Here is a 22,797-nt window from a genome sequence, read left to right as displayed (position 1 = left end):
ATGAAGAATCTAATGGCTTATATGCTTATTGTTTTGTTCCTCGGCTCCTGTGAAGACGTTGTTGATGTAGATTTACCGGAAGTGGAGACCAGATTGGTTGTGGATGGGCTCTTGCGTGTGGATAAAAGTGAGGAGTTTGTGGATGTGAGAATTACCATGCGCGAAACCAGTGTTTTTTTCGATGAGAACCAACCCACACAAGTTGAAAGTGCCGTAATTGGTTATGGAGTGCTCAACGATAACGGACTGTTTGAAAGCCTAGCTTTCTCCAACCTTACCGAGGAAGCGCCAGGGACAGGAGTTTATGTTCCGGACCCCGATTTTACAACAGACCAACGCATCAGGACCGCTGCAGCCGAACCTAACGTGACATTTATTTTGCAGGTCACCCATAAAGGAAAACAATATTTTGCCCAGACAAAATACGCCCCAACCGTTCCATTGGATAATTTGGAACAGGGAGACGATACGCTTTTTGATGAAGAGGAAACGGAAATCATCGTAACATTTACCGATGATGGGGACAATGACAACTTTTACGTGTTCGATTTTATGAACAGTGAATTTCAAACTGTCGAAGATGAATTCTTTCAGGGACAACAATTTGAGTTTTCCTATTTCTATGATGAAAATTTAGAGGTAGGACAAGATATTACCGTAAGCATTTTGGGGGCTACCGAAGACTTCTACAATTACATGGATTTAATATTGGAGCAAACAGAAAACAATGGCGGTGTTTTTCAAACGCCCGTTGCCACTGTTCGAGGCAACGTTTTTGATGTAACAGGGCTCGACAACGTGACCGTTTTGGATAATGTGGAACGTCCCAACGATTATGCGCTGGGATATTTTGCAGTAGTACAAGAATACACTGCGACCCTTACCATTCAATGATTCATCATTAAACAATTGCATAAAGCAATAGGATCATCAAAATACCAACGGTACCCTGAACCAAAGTGCCAAGGGTATGCCCACGCAAAGCGGTTTTCACTTTCATATTTGAAAACTGTGAGACTACCCAAAAATAACTGTCATTGATATGGGAGACCGTCATGGCTCCTGCTCCAATGGCAAGAACAGCCAACGCCTTATCGGTAATGGAAACCAAGCCGAAAGTTTCCAGTAAAGGGGCAATTATGGCCGAAGTGGTAATAATGGCAACTGTTGATGATCCCTGGGCGGTTTTGAGCACAGCAGAAATCACAAAAGCAATCAAAAGCCCACCAATACCTGTGCTGGATTCCAAATTAATGATGGAGGCAATGTCCATGGTACGAAGAATGGCCCCAAATGCACCTCCCGCACCCGTTATCAACACAATGGCCCCTGCTTGCTTAAAAGCTTCGGGCACCCATCCCGTTTTCTCTTCAACAGAAACTTTTCTACCTAAAGCAAAGGCAAAGAAAACACCAATAAGTAATGCAATTACGGGACTGCCCAGAAAATTGAGAATACTGAATACCAAACCTTCACCCAAAGGGTGGGTTGGATAATCCGCAACAGATTTCATCGCAATCAAAATTATAGGGACAAGTAAAGGTAGAAAAGCTTGAAATGGCTTTACCGTGGACAAAACTTCTTCCTTTTCTTTAACATCCTGGGCAGTTAGATCCTCTTGTAATGATTTTCCAATGAACCGTGCCCAAAAATATCCTGAAATGGAAACAGGTATGGCGACCACTAGCCCAAAAATCAGTACCATACCCAAATCGGCATCCAAGATAGCAGCTGCGGCCAATGGTCCAGGTGTGGGAGGGACAAAAACGTGGGCAGAATACAATCCTGTAGCCAAGGCGATGGCAAAAACCAAGGTGGGAATACCCGTTTTCTTACTGATAGCTTTGTTCAAGGAAGAAAGTATGATGTAACCCGAATCGCAATATACTGGTATGGAAATGACAAATCCAGCCAAATTCAGGGCCAAAGGAGAACGTTTTAAGCCTATCACTTTTAAAATACTATTGGCAAGAACTTGCGTGCTCCCTGTTTTTTCTAGATAAATACCGATAACTGTCCCAAAAGCAATTACCAACCCTATGCCCGATAGGGTATTTCCAAAGCCTTCGGCCATGGTGGACATGATATCTTTTGGTGTTATCCCCAATAAAAAACCAGAAGCTATAGCAGCAATGGTCAAGGAGAAAATGGGGTGCATTTTAAATTTTACGGTAGCAATAATAATGAAGAGGACCACTACCCCAAGAACTAATATTTCCATGGTTGATTTTTAGTGCAATATCCCCTAAATATAAGCTAATATTCCTACTTTGGTCCTATGAAGCGAACTAACAAGGAACTTCTGGTAAAAGGAATGAAATCGTTTGGATACACGGTGCTAGCCATGTTTATGGGACCCTTTTTAATCTACGAAGCATTTAAAAATGAAGGACACCCCTTTTATTGGCCTGTTTTGATCTTGGGCTTTATCTGTGCCATTTTGGCCATATATTTAGGTTTTAGGTCCGTTAGCATTGTAATGGAAGCCATTTTTGGAAAAAAATCCAAAAACTAATTGCCGGTACTTGGCGGTCGGTTTTTCCATTTGTTCGTAAGCTGGGCGTAATCATAATCCAGAACAGATTTTTGTCGCTCCAACCTACTTGCCGCAAAGGCGCGTTGTAGAATATCCTCTATCAAATAATCTTCATGCACTTCTTCCGGAAGAAACTCTTCCTTTAAACTGATTTTGAATAGACTGGCCGTGGTATTGTACCAAAACGCACGCCATCCGTTCCGCAAATCCTTGACCAAATCAAAGGCGGTTGTACCTGTTTGACGATGAATTAATTTTACCAGTATCTGTCCTTCGGTACGGGTCAGTTTTTTGAGCTCTTCAGAAAATTCACCTTCAATATATTTTTGAACCTTTCGGGTGTATCGCCTTTGGTGCCTCCGTTTTTTAATATGTTGTAAACTATCGTTCAACTCCACTAATCGCTCAGCGGCCAATTTGGCATAGGGATACACCTTCAGTGTTTTTCTGCGGAGAATATAGTAACGCAATTTATCCTTTCGGTTGGCAAAATCGAGCTTGCCAAAAAGGTATACTTCATCCAATTCGATAGAGCTCATCAAAATAGAGTCTCCTTCAAACCGAACGTAATAATCCTCTATGGAATCATTGGCAATGGAATCCCTTTGGCTTACAATGGAATCCTTCTGCGGTTCCTGAGCAAACCCGAGGGCAGTGCATGCCAGAAAAACAATAAGAAAACAGTTACGCAGCATAACATTTCTTCCTCAATAGTCTTGCCAAAAGTACGTATAAAGGTATGATTTGGTTATTAAATAAAAGTGAATATTCTTATGTTTGTGTACTAAATCAGATTCATGGCAAAAGAGAAAATCATCACGAAAAAATCCCTCGAGTTTTTAGAAAAATACTTGAACAATCCCTCTCCCACAGGTTATGAATGGGAAGGGCAAAAAATTTGGATGGACTATGTAAAACCTTATGTGGACGAGTTTATAACGGACACGTATGGAACAGCCGTAGGCGTCATTAATCCAGATGCAAAATACAGGGTTGTGATCGAAGGGCATTCCGATGAAATTTCTTGGTACGTTAATTATATCACCGATGAAGGCTTACTTTACGTTATCCGAAACGGAGGAAGCGACCATCAAATAGCACCTTCCAAATGGGTGAACATTCATACCAAAAAGGGTATTGTAAAAGGTGTGTTCGGATGGCCGGCCATCCATACCAGGGACAAATCCAAGGAGGAACCACCGAAATTGGACAACATCTTTATAGATATAGGTGCCAAGGACAAAAAAGAAGTGGAAAAAATGGGCGTACACGTAGGTTGCGTGATTACCTACCCCGACCAATTCCAGATATTGAACAAGGACAAATTTGTTTGCAGGGCATTGGACAATAGAATGGGAGGTTACATGATCGCCGAGGTGGCCCGTTTGCTCAAAGAAAACAAAAAAGAACTGCCTTTTGGGTTGTACATTACCAATTCGGTACAGGAAGAAATAGGACTGCGAGGTGCCGAAATGATCACGCAGACCATTAAACCCAACGTGGCCATTGTAACGGATGTGTGCCATGATACCACTACTCCCATGATCAATAAAAAGACCGAGGGGGAGACCAAAATTGGTGACGGTCCCGTAATTTCCTATGCCCCTGCCGTACAGAACAAATTGCGCGAGCGTATTTTGGAAACCGCGGAGTCCCATAAAATTCCATTCCAGCGTAATGCATCGTCACGGTACACGGGAACGGATACCGATGCTTTTGCCTATAGTAACGGAGGTGTAGCTTCAGCTTTGATTTCGCTGCCCTTGCGCTACATGCATACCACGGTGGAAACAGTCCATAGAGATGATGTAGAGAACGTTATCCGTTTGATATACGAAACCTTATTGAACATTAAAGAAGGAGAGACCTTCAGTTATTTTGATTAACTGAGCAGGCATCATCCTTGATCAGATTTAAAATTATGTCACCCTGAAACATCTTCAGGGTGACTTTTTTTTATCTTTATGTAATATGGATGAGCGAGTTGACATTTTGGACGAACAAGGAAAACCTACAGGTGAATCCTGTTTAAAATCGGAAGCGCACCGAAAAGGTTTGCTTCATCCGACCATCCATGTTTGGCTCTACACTCCAGATGGCCGAGTTTTGATTCAACAACGGGGCGAAAACAAGGCCACCCATCCCCTACTTTGGGATGTTTCGGTCGCTGGGCACGTTTCTGCAGGAGAGGAAATTATTACCGCGGCCATTCGAGAAGTCGAGGAAGAAGTGGGCCTGACCATCTCGGAATCCGATTTGGAGCCCTTGGGCACTTTTAAGGCCATTCATAAAATCTCAGAAAATTTTATTGATGCCGAACTGCATCACATTTTTTTGTGCAAGTTGCAGGTGCCCTTGAATCAACTTAAAAAACAGGAAAATGAGGTGGCGGATCTGGCCTTGGTTCCTTTATTTAAATTCGCTGAGGAAACTTGGGGCTTGGCCAGCATGGGCAAATATGTGCCACACGGACCTACGTATTACAAAACCATCATAAAAGAGATTAAAAACCGGACTTGACCTTTTCCACAAATGCTTCGGTTGCATCCAAAGAATAGTCCTTCTGGTCACCTGTCTTCATATTTTTGACCACAAATTTACCATCTGTCAACTCTTGGTCCCCCAAAAGAATCACGTAAGGCACTCCCCTTTTATCCGCATATTTGAACTGCTTCTGCACTTTGGTGTCCGTAGGATACAAATCAGCCCTTAGACCTTGCTTACGCAGTCCAGATACCAGTTTTAAGGCCGCTGTTCCTTCTTTCTTTCCAAAATTGAGGCAGAGTACGTCCAACGAAGTATCCAAGCTGTCAGGGAACAGGTTCAATTCTTCCAAAACCAAGTAAATACGGTCCAGTCCAAAGGAAATACCGACGCCGCTCACATCTTTGAGTCCAAAAATACCGGTAAGGTCATCGTAACGGCCTCCACCACCAATGGAACCCATTTTTACTCCCTCAGGTGCAGCTACTTCAAAAATAGCGCCAGTATAGTAATTTAAACCACGGGCGAGTGTCACATCCAATTGAAGGCTGGCCGATTGCAGTCCCACCATATCAATGGTGGAGATAATCTCTTCCAATTCGGAGACACCCAACATTCCAATCTCGGAGTCGGCAAGGATGGTTTTTAGCTTTTCCAATTGCTCGGATGCAGTTCCCGACATATCAAATAACGGTTGTGCCTTGGCAATGGCGTTTTCGGAGATTCCCTTTTCCAACATTTCCGCTTTTACCTTCTCCTCTCCTATCTTGTCCAATTTGTCCAATGCCACTGTAAAGTCCACCAATAAATGTTTGGCCCCGATCACTTCGGCAATGCCCGACAATATTTTTCGGTTGTTGATTTTAATGGTTGCCCCTTTTAGGCCTAAATCGGTAAAAACAGCATCGTACAACTGCACGAACTCCACTTCTTGAAGCAAAGAGTCCGCTCCCAACACATCGGCATCGCACTGATAAAACTCACGAAAACGCCCCTTTTGTGGACGGTCCGCACGCCAAACAGGCTGAATTTGATAGCGCTTGAACGGAAAATCTATCTCGTTCTGGTGCATGACCACATAACGGGCAAAAGGAACGGTAAGATCGTAACGCAGGGCTTTTTCTGAAATCTTAGGAGTTAAAGAGGCTGAGTTCTTGGAACTATAAGTTACATCATCCACCTTGGAGATAAAATCACCCGAATTCAAGATTTTGAATATCAAACGGTCACCTTCATCCCCATATTTACCCATTAGGGTCTCCGAATTCTCAAAAGAAGGAGTTTCAATCGGCTGAAAACCATAAGTTTCGAAATGCTTTTTTACGGTTTGGATGATATAGTTGCGCCTGGCTACCTCTGCAGGTGAAAAATCACGGGTTCCTTTTGGTATAGATGGTTTCTTTGCCATGTGGTATTAAATTCTCGTGCAAATATACGTTTTTGGTCGATGTCAAAGGTGAAGAGATCAAGGGTCAAGGGCCATAGGTCGAGGGTGAAAGGTGAAAGGGTTTAGGGTTCTATGGTCGCTTAACTTTCACCGGATAATATTACTTATAAAATATTATCCATCAATGTTCCATGATCTGCTCAAACCATTGGTACAGCTCCCCTTTTGTGATTACAGCACCTTGCTTGATCAACTCGAACTTATCCACATTCTTGTCTTCACTATAGGCCTTGGAAGCGGACAGATATTCAACAAAATCGGATTGGTAGTTACGCTTGAACCAACCGAAGCCTACCTCGGTCCTTAAATCAATTTCCGGGTTCAAAATCTTTACCGACAATAATTTCATTTCCTTTTCTGTCAAATGAAATAGGTTCATGTGCCGCTCGGATACATTTTCCAAATATTCCACTTTGCTCAACACACCTTCCCAGATTAAATCACTAAAAACATCTATCTCTTCCTCGGCAACTTCAGGCTTTTCTTTTTTTAGGGTATCCCATTCTTCCGCGGTGATGGATTGAGTCGCCAAAAAGTTGATAAATTCAGGGTGGAGCTCCTCTAATTGCTCCTTTGTCAATCTTCTGTACTTCATGCTGCAAAAATATAAAAGGCTAGGGAGAACCGCCTTGTTTTTACATTAAGAAAACCATGGAATACCTTATTTTCCCTCATTTCCTTTAAGTTTAGATTAACATCCTTATTGGCTTTGATTTTTGGCAAGCCCTTTTATTTATTGTAGTTTCGGAAACTAACATTATTAATAAAACACGTAGAGAATGAGATTTTTAAAATCATTTAAAACTTTAGTGGTTTGTATAGCAGCCATTGGTGCATGTGGATTTTCGCATGTGAACGCGCAAGAGCAGGTGGAGGTTAGCGATGCCGAACTGAATAAAATAGCTTCTGCTTTTCAAGATATTCAAAAAGTAAATATGGAAGCCCAGCAACAGGTAATGCAAACTGTTAAGGAGAGTGGGTTTGACCCCAACCGATTCAACGAAATGTACCAAGCCTCGGCTTCTCCCGAAAAAACAGTTGATGCCAGTGATGAGGAAAAAGAACGTTTTGGCATGCTAATGAACAAGATTCAACAAATGCAGGTTGGTTTCACCCAACAAATCGAAGAAATAATTGGAAACGAAGGCTTGACCATGGAACGCTACCAAAAAATAGCTATGGCCTTGCAAACAGATGCCGACCTCCAAGGTAGATTGCGAGCTGCTTTGGAACAGCAACAATAAGGCAAGTAAAAATTTTGCATAAAAAAGCCCTCCAAAATTGGAGGGCTTTTTTTATATCATAGGATGTAAAGCTTATTTTGCCTCAGCAACCACTTCAAAAGGGAATTCTACAATAACTTCCCTGTGTAGTCTGATAATAGCTTCGTAAGGACCAACCCTTTTGACAGCTCCACCTTTAATGTTGATGAATTTTCTATCAATTTGGTGTCCTTCTTTGTCCAAGGCAGCGGCAAGATCGATATTTGTTACAGACCCGAACAATTTATCGCCTGCACCAACTTTTGCAGCAATCTTAATTTCCAATTGCTTCAATGCATCGGCAATCTTAGTAGCCTCATCAATAACTTTTTTCTCCTTGTGAGCTCTTTGCTTAAGGTTCTCCGCCAAAACTTTTTTGGCAGAAGGTGTGGCCAAATCGGCCAAACCTTGAGGGATAAGGAAGTTTCTGCCGTAACCGTTCTTTACGGTGACGATATCATCCTTAAATCCCAAATCCTGTACATCTTCTTTTAGAATAAGTTCCATTCTCTGGTGTTTTTTATTTCAACATATCGCCAACATACGGCATTAACGCTAGGTGACGGGCACGTTTTACGGCCTGCGCCACTTTTCTTTGGTATTTCAAGGAAGTACCTGTAAGTCTTCTTGGTAGCAATTTACCTTGCTCGTTAACCAACTTCATCAAAAAATCCGGGTCTTTGTAATCAATGTACTTGATACCTGATTTCTTGAACCTACAATACTTCTTTTGTTTGCTGGTTTCAATGTTAAGCGGGGTCAAATATCTGATTTCCCCGTCTTTTTTCGATTTTGCTTGTTGCTCAATAGATGCCATACCCTTATGCCTTTGCTTTTAGTTTGTTTCTTCTTTTTTCCGCCCAAGCAATTGCATGCTTGTCCAATTTAACGGTCAAAAAACGCATAACGCGCTCATCTCTTCTCAATTCCAACTCGTATGGGCCAATAGCCTCACCTGGAGCTTGGAATTCGAACAAGTGGTAAAATCCACTTTTCTTGTGCTGAATGGGATAGGCCAATTTTTTAAGTCCCCAGTTTTCTTTGGAGACCATTTTGGCACCATTCTTAATCAAGAAATCTTCAAATTTCTTGACTGTTTCCTCTATCTGGGTCTCAGATAGAACGGGATTCAAAATGAAAACAGTTTCGTAATGGTTCATTATAATATATTTTTAAAGGAGCGCAAAATTAATAATATTTCTTTCACCCTGCAAGAAAAGTAAAAAAACTTCGTTTAAGTACAAGAGTTATCAACAATAAAAAACCCAATGAACCTAAATAACACATATGGCAATTTACACAACAAAATATACCATGTTTACATCTTTTGTTGCTCCTAAACGGCTTTTTTATGTAATTTGCCGATGATTTAAAACCCTACAAATCACCCCATTCTATGAAATTAAAAAGTATAATTGTAGACGATTCCTCGATGCAGCGCATGGCTGTTGCGAAGTTGGTCAACAATCATCCACACCTAGCTTTGGTTGCTGAGTACAGTAACGCCATTGAAGCTAAAAATGGCCTGAAAAACCATGAAATTGACCTTATCTTTTTAGATGTTGAAATGCCAATCATCAGCGGTTTTGACCTTCTAGAGGCCCTAGAGAACCCTCCACAGGTTATTCTGATTACCGGAAAACCTGATTATGCACTTAAAGCGTTCGATTACGACGTTACCGATTACCTTCACAAACCCATTACTTTGGCACGTTTTGAAGCTTCTGTAAAAAGAGCCGTTGCCAAATACGAACAAATGAACAGGGTTGATGAGGACGAAGAGCACATCTTTGTTAAGAGTAACCTCAAAAAACGTAAGGTGATCCTAAATGATATCAAATGGATCGAGGCTTTGGGAGATTACATTAAATTGGTCACAGATGAGGCCAATATCGTAATCCTTTCCACCATGAAATCTTTCGAAAAGCAATTGCCGTCCGAAAAATTTCTACGTATCCATAAATCTTATATTGTGAATCTGGAGAAGATTGAAAAATTCAACAGTAAAAATGTTGAAGTAGGGGGCAGACAGATTCCTTTAAGTAGAAACAAAAAGACAGAACTAGCAGAAGCGCTGGCCAATGTATAATTATATGTGGTCCACATTGTAGACCAGTCTTACACTTTTATACTTGGAAATAGCATTAAAAGATTTTTCAATTCTTTTAATGCTATTTTTTGTTTGTGCCAACGGTTGATCTCGCGGAATCTTGATCATTATATTTTTAAGATAGTCTCGTCGAATTCGTGCCACCGGCGGATATTCGGGCCCAAGAATGTTTGCACCGAGCACATTGCGCAACGAACCCGCCAACCAATCCGCAGCTTCGTTCAATTTATTGAAGTCCTTATCCTTTAACGTGATTCTGATAAGACGCACCAAAGGTGGGTACTTAAACTGTTCCCTTTCGTAAAACTGCTCCTTGAACATTTTATCGTAACTGTTCGTGGTGACTTGCTGCAATATTTGATGGTAGGGGTTATAGGTCTGAATCAGTACTTTACCTCGTTTTTGAGTGCGCCCTGCCCTACCCGCTACCTGTGTCAGCATTTGAAAACTACGCTCATGGGCTCGGTAATCGGGGAAATTGAGCATGGAATCCGCATTCATGATGCCTACCAGACTTACATTTCTGAAATCAAGCCCCTTGGTCACCATTTGGGTACCTACCAAAATATCCATCTCTTGATTTTCAAAAGAGGAGATAATCTTTTCATACGCATATTTTCCTCGAGTAGTATCCAAATCCATTCGCCCCACGGAAACATCTGGAAACAACTGCCCCAACTCCTGTTGAATTTGTTCGGTACCAAAGCCTTTATTGTCCAAAGTGGGACTGCCACAAGCCAAACAAGCCTGCTGCAACGCCATGTGATAACCACAGTAATGGCAACGCAATTGGTTTCTATGCTGGTGGTACGTTAAGCTTACATCGCAATTGGGACATTGCGCCACATGACCGCAGGTAGTACATTCCACCACAGGAGCGAACCCCCTTCTATTTTGAAAAAGAATGATTTGTTCCCCCTCTTCCAGCGCATCGGTAATGGCCTTAACGAGTACTTCGGAAAAATGGCCCTTCATTCGGCGTTTTCTGGTAGCTTCTTTGATATCCACCAAGTTGATATCAGGCATCAACACATCGCCAAACCTATGTGCAATGGAAGCGTAGCCATATTTATGGGTCTTGGCATTGAACATACTCTCAATACTCGGTGTTGCCGACCCCAGAACAATATTTGCCTTATGTAGGGCGGCCAAAACCACAGCGGCATCCCTGGCGTGGTAGCGCGGTGCAGGGTCAAATTGTTTAAAGGAGCTTTCGTGCTCCTCGTCCACCACGACCAAACCTAAATTGGAAAAGGGAAGGAAGAGGGACGAACGGGCACCGATCACTATCCGGGCCTTTTCGGCATTTTTCAGTACGTTGTTCCATACCTCGACCCTTTCATGGATACTATATTTTGAATGGTAAACGGATACTTGATGTCCAAAATAATGCCTCAGCCTATTAATCAATTGGGAGGTCAATGCTATTTCTGGCAGTAAATAAAGGGCTTGTTGGCCCTCATCCAAACATTTTTGAATCAGTTTCACATAAACTTCCGTTTTTCCCGATGATGTAACTCCATGTAGTAATACGGGCTTACCTTGATCAAAACCTTTATGGATATCCTCCAAAGCCTGATGCTGGTATTCATTTAAATCTATATGCTTTGATGCATCGGAGCGCTCATCAAACTCTACCCTGTCTTTCCGGATGTGGTATTCCTCTAGAATATCTTTATCAATTAGCGCCTTGACAACAGCTCGGGAAGCCCCACTTTCCTTTTCCAATTCGGCAATGGGAATGGGTTTGGTGCTTTTGGCCTTTAGTTGAAATAGGGACAGTACTACTTGGCTTTGTTTGGGCGCTCGGGCTAGCTCGTTCAGTAAATCGGCTAGTTTTTCTTCGTCATCATATTTTTCGGAAAGTTTGACGTAGCGGACCAATTTAGGTTTGTATTGCTCGTACAATTCCTCTTTTTGCAGCACCACGCCTTTGTGGACCAGCATATTTATGAGCTTCAGTACATTTTTCTTGTCGACAATGTCGCTTACCTCAGAAATTTTCAAAGCAGTTTGATGTTGTAATGCTTCAAATATCAGAAACTCGTCATCAGTAAGTTCCGATTCATCAACTTCTGCATTTTTATTGGGCAAAACCAGTGTTTCGCTTTCCAACATAAAAGCACTGGGCAGGGCGCTCCGAATTACCTCTCCCAAGGTGCACATATAGTATTTGGCCACCCATTCCCAATGCTTGAGCTGCACTTCTGTTACTACAGGGTGCTCATCAAGAATTTGATAAATTTCCTTGGGTTCGTAGGCTTCAGGTGCATTTTGATGTACGCGATACGCAAGGGCCGTATATATTTTTGATTTACCAAAAGGAACGGCCACGCGCATTCCTTCCTTGATAAAATCCGCTTCGGCCTCCGAAATCTTATAGGTAAAGAGTTTTTCTAAAGGAATGGGCAGAACAACGTCCAAAAAATAATCCATACATCAATTCTCTACAACCCTGTGCCATGTTTGGGTTCTGTATAAAAATGCCAAATACCCTCTTACTTTAAGTCGGTTCTCATTATCCTCATCCAACCACACCCTTCCTTTAAAAGTCATGGCCTGTTCAGGATCGAACAAGGTGTCTCCCTTGTAAATACCTTTATTGTTCTTCTCGAAATCCTCCATGATCTTCATGCCGAGAATGGGCTTATCTTTTTTATCACCTTCGCATTTAGTGCACAAAGCCCCTTTTTTGCCATCCTCCAAAATTTCAACAACCTTGGCGTGCATCAATCCATCTTCCTTATATATTTCTATGATAGCCTTGGTGATTCCATTGCGGTCATCAATGGTTTTCCATTTTCCGAAAACGGATTGTGACCAAGTTATCTGGCAAAGCAGAAAACAGGCGAGAAATATCCATTTATTCAGGGTTTTGCTGCTTTTCATGTCGTTTTTTTAAAGAGTTAAGGGTTGCGTTCAGTTCAAAACCTAACAATAATATATTAGAATTCAGCCATATGAACACCATTAAAATCAACAATCCTCCCAAAGCGCCGTAAAGTTCGTTGTAGCGTGCAAACTTCTCTACGTATATTCCGAAAAGATATGAAGTCAATAAAAACAATAGGGTCGTCATTAGTGCACCTGCAGAAAAGAATCGGGCTTTTCTACCTTCCGCAGTACCAAAATAATAAAGTATGGCAGTGGTAAAGTAAGACAAACAAAGGAAGAAAAGGATTTTCGCCACTTGTATGCCAATGGTATCCCCTTTCTCCACATCGTACCCTAACGTTTTACCCAGATATTCACTGGTATATTCCACAATATAAAATTCAAAATAAACGAAGGCCACAGCACCCACAATCAATAAAATGGATAGAATCAGGCCTACCATTAAGGCATAAGCATACTGACGAAAAAAGTTCCTTGTCAATTCAACATGATAGGAATTCTCAAATCCCCCAAATATGGCATTGACGCCATTTGCCATAAGAAAAATGGACAAAATAAACGCAGAGGACAATAGGCCTCCTTGCTTTTGGTCTTTTATCTGCTGGTAGATATCGCCAAAGTAATCACTCGTTGCCGAAGGAAGAAAAGACTCCAAAAAGTCCAAAAACTGTGCATCGAAGTTCTCATTGCCCACGCTTACGTATGGAATAATGAAAGGAATCATGGTCACCAAAAAAATCAGTAGAGGGAACAACGCAAGAAAAATACTGAAAGCGATAGAACTGGCCCTCGAAGAAAGTGCTCCTTTGACAATTCCCATCAAATACATTTCAATAAGATCATAGAAAGAGAGTCCCTCAAAAGCTTTGAGCTTAATTTTTTTCAACAACCGTACAATCCAATTGATTACGGGTATTTTTTCCAATTTCTCTTCTATAGCTGCGGACATTTAAACGGCTTTTAAACTTAGGTCCATATTGTAAACGGAATGGGTCAAGGCTCCGGATGAAATATAATCCACGCCGCATTCGGCATATTTTCGAATCGAATCCTCTGTAATGCCGCCCGAAGACTCGGTAAGGCACTTGTCCCCTATTCGTTGCACTGCTTCGCGCGTATCATCGTAATCAAAATTGTCCAAAAGAATACGGTATACACCATCTGATTTCAATATTTCATCTACTTCATCCAAATTCCTGGCTTCAACGATAATCTTTAGGTTCTTGTCCTTTTCTTTTAAATAATCCTGTGTTTTTTGAATGGCTTTTGTGATTCCCCCCGCAAAGTCGATATGGTTATCCTTGAGCATGATCATGTCATACAGGGCAAACCTATGATTTTCACCTCCTCCGATTTTAACGGCCCATTTTTCCAAAGCACGAATACCGGGAGTGGTTTTTCGAGTATCCAATATCTTGGTTCCGGTCCCGTCCAAAATAGAAACAAAATCCTGCGTCTTGGTGGCAATGGCACTCATACGTTGCATGGCATTGAGCACCAATCGCTCTGCCTTTAAAATACTTTGTGAGCTACCTTCCACATAAAAAGCGATGTCGCCATATTTGACGTGCGCTCCATCTTCCAGCAAAATCTCCATGGTCAAATCCGGATCAACATAGTTGAATACTTGTTTGGCAAATCCTACTCCAGCCAAGACACCCTCGTCCTTTACAAGTAGTTTTGCCTTTCCTTTTGCCGATTCAGGGATACAGGCCAGGGAACTATGGTCACCATCACCAACATCCTCCCTAACGGCATTGGCAATGATCAAATCCAGTTCGTTTTGAAATTGTTCTTCGGAAATCATCCAATTGGGGTTTTAAACGAAAATAATAAAAACATTGTTCGTTGTACATCACTTTGACATGCTTAATTTAAGGTGAAACGTTTATTTTTGGGCATGCAGATTACTTTGATCGCCATTGGCAAAACCGATAAGTCTGAACTGGAAGAACTTATAACCGTTTACAAGAAACGACTGAAGCATTACATCAAGTTTCAACTGGAAGTGATTCCGGATATAAAAAACCGCAAAAATCTTTCCGAAACCCAGCAAAAAGAAAAAGAGGGCGAATTGATCCTAGCGCAACTGCAACCAACGGACACTTTAATTTTGCTTGACGAAAAAGGAAAACAATACACCTCTGTCGAGTTTGCCCGGTTTTTACAGAAAAAAATGAACAGCGGTATTAAAAACCTGGTATTGGTCATCGGTGGACCTTACGGCTTTAGCGATGACGTTTACGCCAAAAGTTCTGGAAAAATAAGTCTGTCGAAAATGACATTTTCCCACCAAATGGTTCGATTGTTCATTGTGGAGCAGATTTATAGGGGGTTCACCATATTAAGAAATGAGCCCTATCATCACCAATAATCAATAAAGTACTCTAAACTTGATGGTGTTCTCGATTTTCTTGAGAGCCTTGATCACATCCTTATCATACTCTTTGTCCAAATCGGTGATCACATAACCTACCTCACTATCAGTAGAAAGATACTGTCCGGAAATATTAAGCCCGTATTGCGCCAATATTTCATTGATTTTTGCCATAATACCAGGAACGTTTCGGTGAATATGCAAAAATCGGTGCGCCTTGTTCTGTTTGGGCAATCTTATATTGGGGAAGTTTACAGCATCCACTGTATTTCCAGAATTGATATAATCCATGATCTTATTGGGAACAAAATCGGCAATATCCCGTTGTGCTTCCTCTGTACTACCTCCAATATGGGGAGTGAGAATCACGTTGGACAACCCTTGTAATGGAGTCTCAAATGGCCCGTTGCTTCGTGGTTCGGATGGATAGACATCGATGGCCGCGCCGCCCAATTTTCCACTTTTAAGCGCATTGGCCAAGGCATCGATATCAACTACAAACCCTCTGGAGAGGTTAATGAGTTTGGCTCCATTCTTCATTTGATTGATCTCTCGCTCCCCAATAAAGTTTTTGTTGGCCTTATTATCGTCCACATGCAGGGTGACCACATCGGAAACATTCAATAGATTTTCTAACGTATCGCATTTTACAGCGTTACCAAGCGCCAATTGATCGTTTACATCGTAGTAATACACTTTCATCCCCATGGCTTCGGCCAAAACAGACATTTGTTTACCGATGTTTCCGTAACCCACAATACCAAGGTTTTTGCCACGCACCTCCTGTGAACCTGCAGCAGTCTTATTCCACTCTCCACTATGGATTTCCGTGCTTCGTGGAAAAATGCTTCGCATGAGCATAATGGTCTGCCCAACGGCAAGCTCCACAACGGAACGGGTGTTGCTGTACGGCGCATTAAAGACCACTACTCCTTTCTTTTTGCTGTAATCGAGGTCTATTTGTGTGGTTCCAATACAGAATGCACCGACTACCATCAATTTATCGGCGGCATCGAGCACTTTTTGGGTTACCTGGGTTTTGGACCTGATTCCCAGCACATGAACACCTTTAATGCGTTCAATAAGGTCTTCTTCGGAAAGACTGGTTTTAATCAGCTCAACCGAAAAACCTTCTTCAGAAAGATTTTCAAAAGCAGCTGGATGCACATTTTCCAGTAAAAGGATCTTGATTCTGTTCTTGGGGTATGATAAGTTTCTTGGCAAATCGTTTATAAATAAAAATTCATCTAAATTCGGCGCTACGTGGTCGGCATTGTTGGCCGCTTTTTCACGATGCACATTTTCTGTGTAGGCAAAAAATTTATGGGCGATACCAGCTTCGCGCATTACGTAGTCGCTATAGCCATCGCCAATTACCTGGACCTCGCCTTCCAGATCCAAGTTTTTTAAACATTCTATTTTTCCGTTGTGGGCCGCCAGTACATTGTTTTCATCAAAACCTGTAATGTTGCCTTCCTCATCAAAGGTAAAGGTATTGGCATATACCCTATCGGATGGTATGTTGTACGCTTCAACAATAGGGTCTATAAATTCCTTGAAACCACAGGAAATCACATAGATATCATCGGAATACTCGTAAAAGAATTCCTTGTTCGCTTCAATAGACTTTGAAATCTTTTGACGGAGTTCGACCACTAAGTCTTCCAAGTCGCTCTTGTTGGCATTCAACAAACGGATTCTTCGTTCCAAGGATTCCGTAAAGGAAATATCCCCATCAATACCCAAATTGGTGATCTTTTGGATTTCCGCCACGATCTCGTCTCTTTTTGGGTTGCCTTGCAGGGTCATTTCCGCAAGAACATCCAACGCTTCAACACGTGTGAGCGTACTATCAAAATCGAACACATATTTGCGTCCTGTTTCCACCATGAGTTGTTTCAAAAAAATTAAGGCATAAAATTAAACATTAATTCTATCCTTATAATCGGAACTTATCAAAAACCTTACACATTTGCGGATAAATCAAAAATCCGTTACGATTTGTTTTAAATGCCACCCAAAAAAGTACATTTTTTAACTTCCGTTTCTCAGAACCAACGCCTTGTCAGCTTGCAATAGATGTTATATTCCTTACCGAACAGTTCCATTAAGGACTCTTCTTCGGGTTTAATCTGAAAATGGTTCATGTACGATACAAACCCAGCTGCAACCAACGTATTGAATGCATTGCCCAATTTTAGACCAAAGGACAACAAAAAAAGAAGCATGCCCAAATACATCGGGTTTCGGGTAAATTTATAGATGCCATTGGTTACCAATTTTGAAGTTTTATTGGGATTCAATGGGTCAACTGTGGTTTTTCTGGCGAAAAATTGGATTACCGATATCAAAATCACCACAACACCAAGGCCAAAAAGAAACATTGCCAGTTCATGCTTGCCAAAAAAATCAAATTCACCCACAGGCAAAAATTTGTCCAATACATACATTAATCCTCCAAAAACCAACATCACTATGGCCGGTGGCACTTTCATTTTCATAAAAATCGCTTAAAGTCCGAAATTACTACTTTTGAAACTCAAAATAGAATCCTTTTTGATTTGAAACTAGTTTTTGCCACCCATAACGACCATAAACTAAAGGAAGTTCAGCAGTTGCTTCCCGAAAACATTGAGCTACTCTCCTTAAAAGATATAGAGTGCTTTGATGAAATCCCTGAAACTGGCGATACGTTGGAAGAAAATGCCAAGATCAAAGCCGATTATGTAACCCGAACCTATGGTCTGGATTGTTTTTCCGATGACACAGGATTACTTGTTGATGCTTTGGATGGCGCTCCCGGTGTATATTCTGCCAGATATGCCGGAGGGCAAAAAAATGCCTCGGACAACATGACAAAGCTACTATCCGAACTGGAAGGAACCAATGTTCGATCCGCTCACTTTAAAACCGTGGTCCATTTAAACCTGCAAGGTGAAAGTTTTACATTTGATGGCATTGTTGAGGGTCGAATTACTACCGAACAACATGGAGAAGGTGGTTTTGGATATGATCCCATCTTTAAACCTGATGGATACGACCAAACCTTTGGTGAGCTGCCTTCCAAGACCAAAAACGCCATCAGTCATCGCGGTAGGGCCATTCAAAAATTGGCTGCATTCTTAAAAAAGAACGCCACTTAGCTTGCATCGATCAAAATAAGTGTACCTTTGCCGCTTTATTAACGCCGCCGGTATGGGCAAGGTGTTGTGATGGGCTTGAACGGGAAATACTAAAAATCGCTCTATACAACACAAACATATTTGCGATTTAAGGTATTTACACCGCTATGACAAAATTTGAAGCCTTGGGGTTGGACAAACCCCTATTGGATGCTATTTCCGACCTTGGATTTGAATCCCCCTCTGAAGTACAAGAAAAATCAATCCCAATATTATTGGAGCAGGAAACCGATTTGGTGGCCCTTGCCCAAACAGGAACAGGTAAAACCGCTGCCTTTGGATTTCCGATGATCCAAAAGATACAACAGGACAGCAGAACCACTCAAGGATTGATCCTCTCTCCAACAAGAGAGCTTTGCTTGCAGATCACCAATGAACTGAAACTATACTCCAAATACGTAAAAGGGCTTAATGTTGTCGCCATTTATGGTGGTGCCAGCATTACCGATCAAGCCAGACAAATAAAAAGAGGCGCACAGATTGTTGTGGCCACTCCTGGCCGTATGAAGGATATGATCGGCCGAAATATGGTCGACATCTCAAAAATTGACTATTGTGTCCTCGATGAAGCCGATGAGATGTTGAACATGGGCTTCTACGAAGATATCAAGGACATTTTGTCCAATACACCAAAGGAAAAGTTCACATGGCTATTTTCGGCGACCATGCCGAAGGAAGTGGCCACGATTGCCAAAAAGTTCATGCACAAACCCATCGAGATTACCGTTGGGTCCAAAAATGCAGGTGCTTCCACCGTACAGCACGAGTATTATGTGGTAGGTGGACGTGACCGTTATGCGGCTCTTAAACGTTTGGCCGATGCCAACCCCGGAATCTTCTCCGTGGTCTTCTGTAGAACAAAAAGAGATACCCAACGTGTGGCAGAAAAGCTCATCGAAGATGGATACAACGCTGGTGCCCTACATGGTGACTTAAGCCAAAACCAAAGAGATTTGGTAATGAACTCCTTCCGTAAAAAACAGGTGCAGATGTTGGTAGCTACCGATGTCGCGGCCCGTGGTATCGATGTGGATGATGTAACCCACGTGATCAACTATCAATTGCCGGATGAAATCGAAACCTATACCCACCGTAGCGGTCGTACAGGACGTGCCGGAAAGTCTGGAATCTCCATGGTGATCATTACACGATCTGAGTTGAGGAAGATCAAGGCCATTGAAAAGAAGATTCAACAGGAATTTATATCAAAAAAGATTCCCGATGGCATCGAAATCTGTGAGATTCAATTGTATCATTTGGCAAATAAGATCAAAGAAACCAAAGTCAACAAAGAGATTGACAGCTATTTGCCTGCCATCAACGATGTTCTGGAAGGCATTGATCGCGAAGAGCTCATTAAAAAGATATTCTCCGTAGAGTTTACCCAATTCTACAACTACTATAGCAAGACCAAAGACCTTAACAGTCAAGATTCAGGCAAGGAGAAAGGTTCCTCCAAGGGGGATATCCCTAGCGAAGGTTCTGTTCGTTACTTTATTAACATTGGGGAACGCGACGGCTACGATTGGATGAGCCTAAAAGATTTTCTCCGCGATACGTTGAACCTGGAAAAGGAGGATGTCTACAATGTGGACACCAAGGATTCTTTTTCCTTTTTTAATACCGATGCGCAACTTACCGAGTTCATCCTTCAAACCTTCACTGATTTTAAAGTGGACGGACGCTTTGTAAATGTGGAGGTTTCCAAAAACCCAGGTGGTGGTGGCGGAAAAGGAGGCAAAAAACGTAGAGGCCGAAAAGGTGGTGGCCGAAAAGGCGGCAATAAGTCCTACAAAGGAGGGAAAAAAGGCGGTTACAGTAAAAAAGGAGGCAAGAAAAGACAAGGCTTTTATTAGTTAATTCTATATTAAATGGTAAGTCTCTGCTATTTATTTTTCTTTGTTTAGTATTTTTATTATCACAAAGATTGCATGAGAAGAGTACTACTTATACTATTGTCCCTAATTCCGCTGTTTGGTTTTTCACAGGTCGAAGACAATGAAGAAAATCAAGAGGTAAAGGATTTTACCGCAACGGTAATCAATGCCCAAACTGAGTTTCCTTTGGAAAGTGTGCACGTGATCAACCTTAATCAGGTAAAAGGCACCATTACCAATTCTGAAGGTAAGTTTACCATTCCAGCTGCGGTTAACGATACTCTTTATTTTTCGTATTTAGGCTTTAAAACCCAAAAAGTGAGGGTCACCAACGATATGTTTCGATTTGGAAACACCGAGATTGCCCTCACGGAGCTTGCCTATGCCCTTGAAGAAGTGGTAGTAAGACCCTATCAACTAACAGGTTATTTGGAGATTGATGTAAAGAATCTCCCTATAAACAATGCCCGACAGTACAGTATTTCAGGACTTCCCACCAGTTATGAGGCCGGGAACCGAAATCCAAGTGCAGTCACCAAAGTTTTGGGAGCTATCCTTAACCCCGCCGATCTATTGCGAAATCTTTTTGGAAAAAAACCAAGGCAAATGCGCAAGCTTCGCCAAATCAAGGATGATGACAATATTAGAGATCTATTGGCGTCAAAGTTTGATAGAGAAACCTTGACAGAGTTGCTCCAGTTGGAAAAAGTGGATATCGAGGATATTCTCAACAACTGTAATTATTCCAAATCCTTCATAAAAACAGCCAACGACCTTCAAATTCTGGACGCTATTTCCAGTTGTTACGAAGAGTACAAAGTGCTGAACAGAAACCAATAATTACCGCTATTTCAAACCTAAGGGATCGGCTTAAAGGGCTATAAATAAATTTTATTTTTACGCCCGCATTTTATAGCTTTAGACAAAATCCCAATTCATGAAAAAACTACTTGTTGTTTTGTTTTCCATATCCTCACTTATTGGCTGCAAGAAAGTTAAAAAAGAGCAGCAAGTCACACAGGCGCAGGTAGTTGAAGAAGAAGCTCCAAGAAAGGACATTCCCTTTGTATGGGAAGGTGCAAATATTTATTTTCTGCTGACGGACCGATTCAACAATGGCAACCCCGATAACGATGTTAATTTTGACCGAACCGAAGAAACCGCTGTTCTAAGAGGCTTTGAGGGCGGAGATATACAGGGAATCATACAGAAAATTGAAGAAGGGTATTTTACTGACCTTGGCATAAATGCCATTTGGTTTACCCCGGTTGTAGAGCAAATTCACGGTGCAACGGACGAAGGCACAGGGAAAACCTATGGTTATCACGGGTATTGGGCCAAGGATTGGACCACCATAGACCCTAATTTTGGAACAAAAAAAGACCTTGAAAATTTAGTAAAAACCGCACACAGCAAGGGTATACGAATTCTGTTGGACGTTGTATTGAACCATACAGGACCAGTCACCGAAAAAGACCCCGTTTGGCCAGATGATTGGGTGAGGACAGGTCCTAAATGTGAATTTACAACTTATGAGAATACCACCGCTTGTACTTTGGTTGCAAACTTGCCCGATATTCTTACAGAATCGGATGAACCCGTGGAACTGCCCGACGCACTGTTGGCCAAATGGAAAGAGGAAGGCCGCTTGAGCAAGGAACTCGACGAACTACAGTTGTTTTTTGACCGCACTGGATACCCTAGGGCACCCCGATACTACATTATCAAATGGCTTACGGACTACATTAACGATTTAGGAGTAGATGGTTTCCGTGTGGATACCGTAAAGCATGTAAACGAAAACGCATGGGCCGACCTTCACAAGGAGGCCAACTACGCTTTTGAAATGTGGAAAAAAAAGCATCAGGACAAAATTCTGGACGACAATCCATTTTATATGGTCGGTGAAGTGTACAATTACGGTATTTCCGGCGGAAGAAATTTTGATTTTGGTGACAAAAAAGTAGACTACTTTGACTATGGGTTCAAGAGTCTTATCAATTTTGAACTCAAAAACGATGCGGACAAAAGCTACGAAACCATTTTCAAAAAGTACAGTAAACTGCTCCACACCAAACTAAAAGATAAAAGCGTACTCAACTATTTAACCTCGCACGATGATGGCGCTCCATATGATAAGGACCGAACAAAGCCTTATCGTTCAGCAAATGTACTTTTGCTCACACCAGGTGCCTCACAGGTATATTATGGAGATGAAACCTCAAGAAGTTTGACCATTGAAGGGACCGAAGGCGATGCCTCGCTTCGATCATTTATGAATTGGGAAGATTTGGACAGCCTACCGGAAACGAAAAAAATACATGAGCACTGGCAAAAATTGGGTCAGTTCCGAGCCAACCACCCTGCTGTGGGTGCTGGAAAGCACAAGCGTTTAGCCAAGTCGCCCTATGTTTTCTCCAGAACTTATAACAATGGGGAGTATCGGGACAAAGTGGTAGTTGGATTGGATTTACCAAAAGGTAAAAAGTCGCTCTGGGTAAAAGGTTTTTTCGGTGATGGCACCCAACTGTACGATACCTATTCCGGGACCGAGGTTACTGTGGCCAACGGAAAGGTAATCTTGGAAAATGATTTTGACATCGCCCTCTTGGAGCTTGTGGAATAAC

The 22,797-nt window shown here is 41.8% G+C and carries 24 protein-coding genes; 11 read left to right on the top strand and 13 right to left on the bottom strand.

Annotated elements, in window-relative coordinates:
* Positions 1 to 894: a DUF4249 family protein gene (locus J0X13_RS03485; protein WP_207070066.1), complete on the top strand. Its 894-nt coding sequence runs from the start codon at positions 1 to 3 to the stop codon at positions 892 to 894.
* A gap of 7 nt (positions 895 to 901) precedes the next feature.
* Here J0X13_RS03485 and J0X13_RS03480 read toward each other — a convergent pair whose 3' ends face one another.
* Entirely contained in the window at positions 902 to 2,221 is a 1,320-nt protein-coding gene (locus J0X13_RS03480) for a GntP family permease (protein WP_207070065.1), read from the bottom strand.
* Positions 2,222 to 2,278: 57 nt separating this feature from the next.
* Between J0X13_RS03480 and J0X13_RS03475 the strand changes: the two genes are divergently transcribed.
* The gene (locus J0X13_RS03475) at positions 2,279 to 2,515 is read left to right on the top strand and encodes a DUF6095 family protein (protein ID WP_207070064.1); all 237 of its coding nucleotides are present in this window, start codon (positions 2,279 to 2,281) and stop codon (positions 2,513 to 2,515) included.
* Here the strand turns inward: J0X13_RS03475 and J0X13_RS03470 are convergent.
* Complete coding sequence (locus tag J0X13_RS03470) at positions 2,512 to 3,231, bottom strand: DUF4294 domain-containing protein (protein WP_207070063.1); 720 nt, start codon at positions 3,229 to 3,231, stop codon at positions 2,512 to 2,514. The genes J0X13_RS03475 and J0X13_RS03470 overlap by 4 nt on opposite strands.
* 102 nt (positions 3,232 to 3,333) lie before the next feature.
* On the opposite strand from J0X13_RS03470, the gene J0X13_RS03465 reads away from it, so the two are divergent.
* Both J0X13_RS03465 and J0X13_RS03460 read left to right on the top strand, forming a co-directional pair.
* Positions 3,334 to 4,422 (top strand): M42 family metallopeptidase, encoded by a 1,089-nt coding sequence (locus J0X13_RS03465; RefSeq protein ID WP_207070062.1) that lies wholly within the window; start codon positions 3,334 to 3,336, stop codon positions 4,420 to 4,422.
* An 85-nt stretch (positions 4,423 to 4,507) separates the two neighbouring features.
* Positions 4,508 to 5,056: an NUDIX hydrolase gene (locus J0X13_RS03460; RefSeq protein ID WP_207070061.1), complete on the top strand. Its 549-nt coding sequence runs from the start codon at positions 4,508 to 4,510 to the stop codon at positions 5,054 to 5,056.
* On the opposite strand, the gene hisS is transcribed toward J0X13_RS03460, so the two are convergent.
* A complete protein-coding gene (hisS, locus tag J0X13_RS03455; RefSeq protein WP_207070060.1) occupies positions 5,040 to 6,428 on the bottom strand; it encodes a histidine--tRNA ligase in 1,389 nt (462 codons plus the stop codon). The two genes, J0X13_RS03460 and hisS, sit on opposite strands and share 17 nt — an antisense overlap.
* A 160-nt stretch (positions 6,429 to 6,588) precedes the next feature.
* On the bottom strand, positions 6,589 to 7,062 hold the full coding sequence (locus J0X13_RS03450; RefSeq protein ID WP_207026878.1) for a DUF6495 family protein: 474 nt from the start codon (positions 7,060 to 7,062) through the stop codon (positions 6,589 to 6,591).
* A 184-nt stretch (positions 7,063 to 7,246) separates the two neighbouring features.
* Here J0X13_RS03450 and J0X13_RS03445 point away from each other — a divergent pair, with 184 nt between their 5' ends.
* Complete coding sequence (locus tag J0X13_RS03445) at positions 7,247 to 7,711, top strand: DUF4168 domain-containing protein (RefSeq protein WP_207070059.1); 465 nt, start codon at positions 7,247 to 7,249, stop codon at positions 7,709 to 7,711.
* Positions 7,712 to 7,783: 72 nt separating this feature from the next.
* On the opposite strand, the gene rplI is transcribed toward J0X13_RS03445, so the two are convergent.
* The 3 genes from rplI to rpsF are packed head-to-tail and all read right to left on the bottom strand — an operon-like array spanning position 7,784 to position 8,889.
* Positions 7,784 to 8,236: a 50S ribosomal protein L9 gene (rplI, locus tag J0X13_RS03440; protein ID WP_207026882.1), complete on the bottom strand. Its 453-nt coding sequence runs from the start codon at positions 8,234 to 8,236 to the stop codon at positions 7,784 to 7,786.
* A 13-nt stretch (positions 8,237 to 8,249) separates the two neighbouring features.
* The gene (rpsR, locus tag J0X13_RS03435) at positions 8,250 to 8,546 is read right to left on the bottom strand and encodes a 30S ribosomal protein S18 (RefSeq protein WP_014031368.1); all 297 of its coding nucleotides are present in this window, start codon (positions 8,544 to 8,546) and stop codon (positions 8,250 to 8,252) included.
* A gap of 4 nt (positions 8,547 to 8,550) precedes the next feature.
* Positions 8,551 to 8,889: a 30S ribosomal protein S6 gene (gene rpsF / locus J0X13_RS03430; RefSeq protein WP_207070058.1), complete on the bottom strand. Its 339-nt coding sequence runs from the start codon at positions 8,887 to 8,889 to the stop codon at positions 8,551 to 8,553.
* Positions 8,890 to 9,125: 236 nt separating this feature from the next.
* On the opposite strand from rpsF, the gene J0X13_RS03425 reads away from it, so the two are divergent.
* Entirely contained in the window at positions 9,126 to 9,818 is a 693-nt protein-coding gene (locus J0X13_RS03425) for a LytR/AlgR family response regulator transcription factor (protein WP_207026886.1), read from the top strand.
* On the opposite strand, the gene priA is transcribed toward J0X13_RS03425, so the two are convergent.
* The 4 genes from priA to nadC are packed head-to-tail and all read right to left on the bottom strand — an operon-like array spanning position 9,819 to position 14,541.
* Entirely contained in the window at positions 9,819 to 12,275 is a 2,457-nt protein-coding gene (gene priA, locus J0X13_RS03420) for a replication restart helicase PriA (protein ID WP_207070057.1), read from the bottom strand.
* Positions 12,276 to 12,278: 3 nt separating this feature from the next.
* Complete coding sequence (locus J0X13_RS03415; protein ID WP_207070056.1) at positions 12,279 to 12,728, bottom strand: DUF2147 domain-containing protein; 450 nt, start codon at positions 12,726 to 12,728, stop codon at positions 12,279 to 12,281.
* Positions 12,703 to 13,683, bottom strand: a complete 981-nt coding sequence (locus J0X13_RS03410) for a YihY/virulence factor BrkB family protein (protein ID WP_207070055.1) — start codon at positions 13,681 to 13,683, stop codon at positions 12,703 to 12,705. The genes J0X13_RS03415 and J0X13_RS03410 overlap by 26 nt, the downstream gene beginning before the upstream one ends.
* A complete protein-coding gene (nadC, locus tag J0X13_RS03405) occupies positions 13,684 to 14,541 on the bottom strand; it encodes a carboxylating nicotinate-nucleotide diphosphorylase (protein WP_207070054.1) in 858 nt (285 codons plus the stop codon).
* Positions 14,542 to 14,634: 93 nt separating this feature from the next.
* Between nadC and rlmH the strand changes: the two genes are divergently transcribed.
* Positions 14,635 to 15,108 (top strand): 23S rRNA (pseudouridine(1915)-N(3))-methyltransferase RlmH, encoded by a 474-nt coding sequence (rlmH, locus tag J0X13_RS03400; RefSeq protein WP_207070797.1) that lies wholly within the window; start codon positions 14,635 to 14,637, stop codon positions 15,106 to 15,108.
* Here rlmH and serA read toward each other — a convergent pair whose 3' ends face one another.
* Both serA and J0X13_RS03390 read right to left on the bottom strand, forming a co-directional pair.
* Positions 15,109 to 17,001, bottom strand: coding sequence for a phosphoglycerate dehydrogenase (serA, locus tag J0X13_RS03395; RefSeq protein ID WP_207070796.1), 1,893 nt, complete (start codon positions 16,999 to 17,001; stop codon positions 15,109 to 15,111).
* A 158-nt stretch (positions 17,002 to 17,159) separates the two neighbouring features.
* Positions 17,160 to 17,612, bottom strand: coding sequence for a methyltransferase family protein (locus J0X13_RS03390; RefSeq protein ID WP_207070053.1), 453 nt, complete (start codon positions 17,610 to 17,612; stop codon positions 17,160 to 17,162).
* 60 nt (positions 17,613 to 17,672) lie between these two features.
* On the opposite strand from J0X13_RS03390, the gene J0X13_RS03385 reads away from it, so the two are divergent.
* From J0X13_RS03385 to J0X13_RS03370, 4 genes are all read left to right on the top strand, one after another.
* Positions 17,673 to 18,254 carry a non-canonical purine NTP diphosphatase gene (locus J0X13_RS03385; RefSeq protein ID WP_207070052.1) on the top strand — a complete coding sequence of 194 codons (582 nt, stop codon included), beginning with the start codon at positions 17,673 to 17,675 and terminating at the stop codon, positions 18,252 to 18,254.
* A gap of 146 nt (positions 18,255 to 18,400) precedes the next feature.
* Positions 18,401 to 20,149, top strand: a complete 1,749-nt coding sequence (locus J0X13_RS03380) for a DEAD/DEAH box helicase (RefSeq protein WP_207070051.1) — start codon at positions 18,401 to 18,403, stop codon at positions 20,147 to 20,149.
* A gap of 75 nt (positions 20,150 to 20,224) precedes the next feature.
* Entirely contained in the window at positions 20,225 to 21,010 is a 786-nt protein-coding gene (locus J0X13_RS03375) for a carboxypeptidase-like regulatory domain-containing protein (RefSeq protein WP_207070050.1), read from the top strand.
* A gap of 97 nt (positions 21,011 to 21,107) precedes the next feature.
* Positions 21,108 to 22,796 carry an alpha-amylase family glycosyl hydrolase gene (locus J0X13_RS03370; protein WP_207070049.1) on the top strand — a complete coding sequence of 563 codons (1,689 nt, stop codon included), beginning with the start codon at positions 21,108 to 21,110 and terminating at the stop codon, positions 22,794 to 22,796.
* Position 22,797: the final 1 nt, after the last annotated feature.

It is taken from the genome of [Muricauda] lutisoli (nom. illeg.) (assembly GCF_017313105.1).
In the GTDB taxonomy this organism is placed as follows: Bacteria; Bacteroidota; Bacteroidia; order Flavobacteriales; family Flavobacteriaceae; genus Flagellimonas; species Flagellimonas lutisoli.
The sequence above is the reverse complement of the archived record's forward strand: the minus strand, read 5'-3'. Positions and strand labels throughout refer to the sequence as shown.

Excerpts from the sequence above, each read along its gene's own strand:
- J0X13_RS03485 (WP_207070066.1), top strand. The coding sequence starts at position 1 with ATGAAGAATCTAATGGCTTATATGCTTATTGTTTTGTTCCTCGGCTCC.
- J0X13_RS03480 (WP_207070065.1), bottom strand. The coding sequence starts at position 2,221 with ATGGAAATATTAGTTCTTGGGGTAGTGGTCCTCTTCATTATTATTGCT.
- J0X13_RS03475 (WP_207070064.1), top strand. The coding sequence starts at position 2,279 with ATGAAGCGAACTAACAAGGAACTTCTGGTAAAAGGAATGAAATCGTTT.
- J0X13_RS03470 (WP_207070063.1), bottom strand. The coding sequence starts at position 3,231 with ATGCTGCGTAACTGTTTTCTTATTGTTTTTCTGGCATGCACTGCCCTC.
- J0X13_RS03465 (WP_207070062.1), top strand. The coding sequence starts at position 3,334 with ATGGCAAAAGAGAAAATCATCACGAAAAAATCCCTCGAGTTTTTAGAA.
- J0X13_RS03460 (WP_207070061.1), top strand. The coding sequence starts at position 4,508 with ATGGATGAGCGAGTTGACATTTTGGACGAACAAGGAAAACCTACAGGT.
- hisS (WP_207070060.1), bottom strand. The coding sequence starts at position 6,428 with ATGGCAAAGAAACCATCTATACCAAAAGGAACCCGTGATTTTTCACCT.
- J0X13_RS03450 (WP_207026878.1), bottom strand. The coding sequence starts at position 7,062 with ATGAAGTACAGAAGATTGACAAAGGAGCAATTAGAGGAGCTCCACCCT.
- J0X13_RS03445 (WP_207070059.1), top strand. The coding sequence starts at position 7,247 with ATGAGATTTTTAAAATCATTTAAAACTTTAGTGGTTTGTATAGCAGCC.
- rplI (WP_207026882.1), bottom strand. The coding sequence starts at position 8,236 with ATGGAACTTATTCTAAAAGAAGATGTACAGGATTTGGGATTTAAGGAT.
- rpsR (WP_014031368.1), bottom strand. The coding sequence starts at position 8,546 with ATGGCATCTATTGAGCAACAAGCAAAATCGAAAAAAGACGGGGAAATC.
- rpsF (WP_207070058.1), bottom strand. The coding sequence starts at position 8,889 with ATGAACCATTACGAAACTGTTTTCATTTTGAATCCCGTTCTATCTGAG.
- J0X13_RS03425 (WP_207026886.1), top strand. The coding sequence starts at position 9,126 with ATGAAATTAAAAAGTATAATTGTAGACGATTCCTCGATGCAGCGCATG.
- priA (WP_207070057.1), bottom strand. The coding sequence starts at position 12,275 with ATGGATTATTTTTTGGACGTTGTTCTGCCCATTCCTTTAGAAAAACTC.
- J0X13_RS03415 (WP_207070056.1), bottom strand. The coding sequence starts at position 12,728 with ATGAAAAGCAGCAAAACCCTGAATAAATGGATATTTCTCGCCTGTTTT.
- J0X13_RS03410 (WP_207070055.1), bottom strand. The coding sequence starts at position 13,683 with ATGTCCGCAGCTATAGAAGAGAAATTGGAAAAAATACCCGTAATCAAT.
- nadC (WP_207070054.1), bottom strand. The coding sequence starts at position 14,541 with ATGATTTCCGAAGAACAATTTCAAAACGAACTGGATTTGATCATTGCC.
- rlmH (WP_207070797.1), top strand. The coding sequence starts at position 14,635 with ATGCAGATTACTTTGATCGCCATTGGCAAAACCGATAAGTCTGAACTG.
- serA (WP_207070796.1), bottom strand. The coding sequence starts at position 17,001 with ATGGTGGAAACAGGACGCAAATATGTGTTCGATTTTGATAGTACGCTC.
- J0X13_RS03390 (WP_207070053.1), bottom strand. The coding sequence starts at position 17,612 with ATGAAAATGAAAGTGCCACCGGCCATAGTGATGTTGGTTTTTGGAGGA.
- J0X13_RS03380 (WP_207070051.1), top strand. The coding sequence starts at position 18,401 with ATGACAAAATTTGAAGCCTTGGGGTTGGACAAACCCCTATTGGATGCT.
- J0X13_RS03375 (WP_207070050.1), top strand. The coding sequence starts at position 20,225 with ATGAGAAGAGTACTACTTATACTATTGTCCCTAATTCCGCTGTTTGGT.
- J0X13_RS03370 (WP_207070049.1), top strand. The coding sequence starts at position 21,108 with ATGAAAAAACTACTTGTTGTTTTGTTTTCCATATCCTCACTTATTGGC.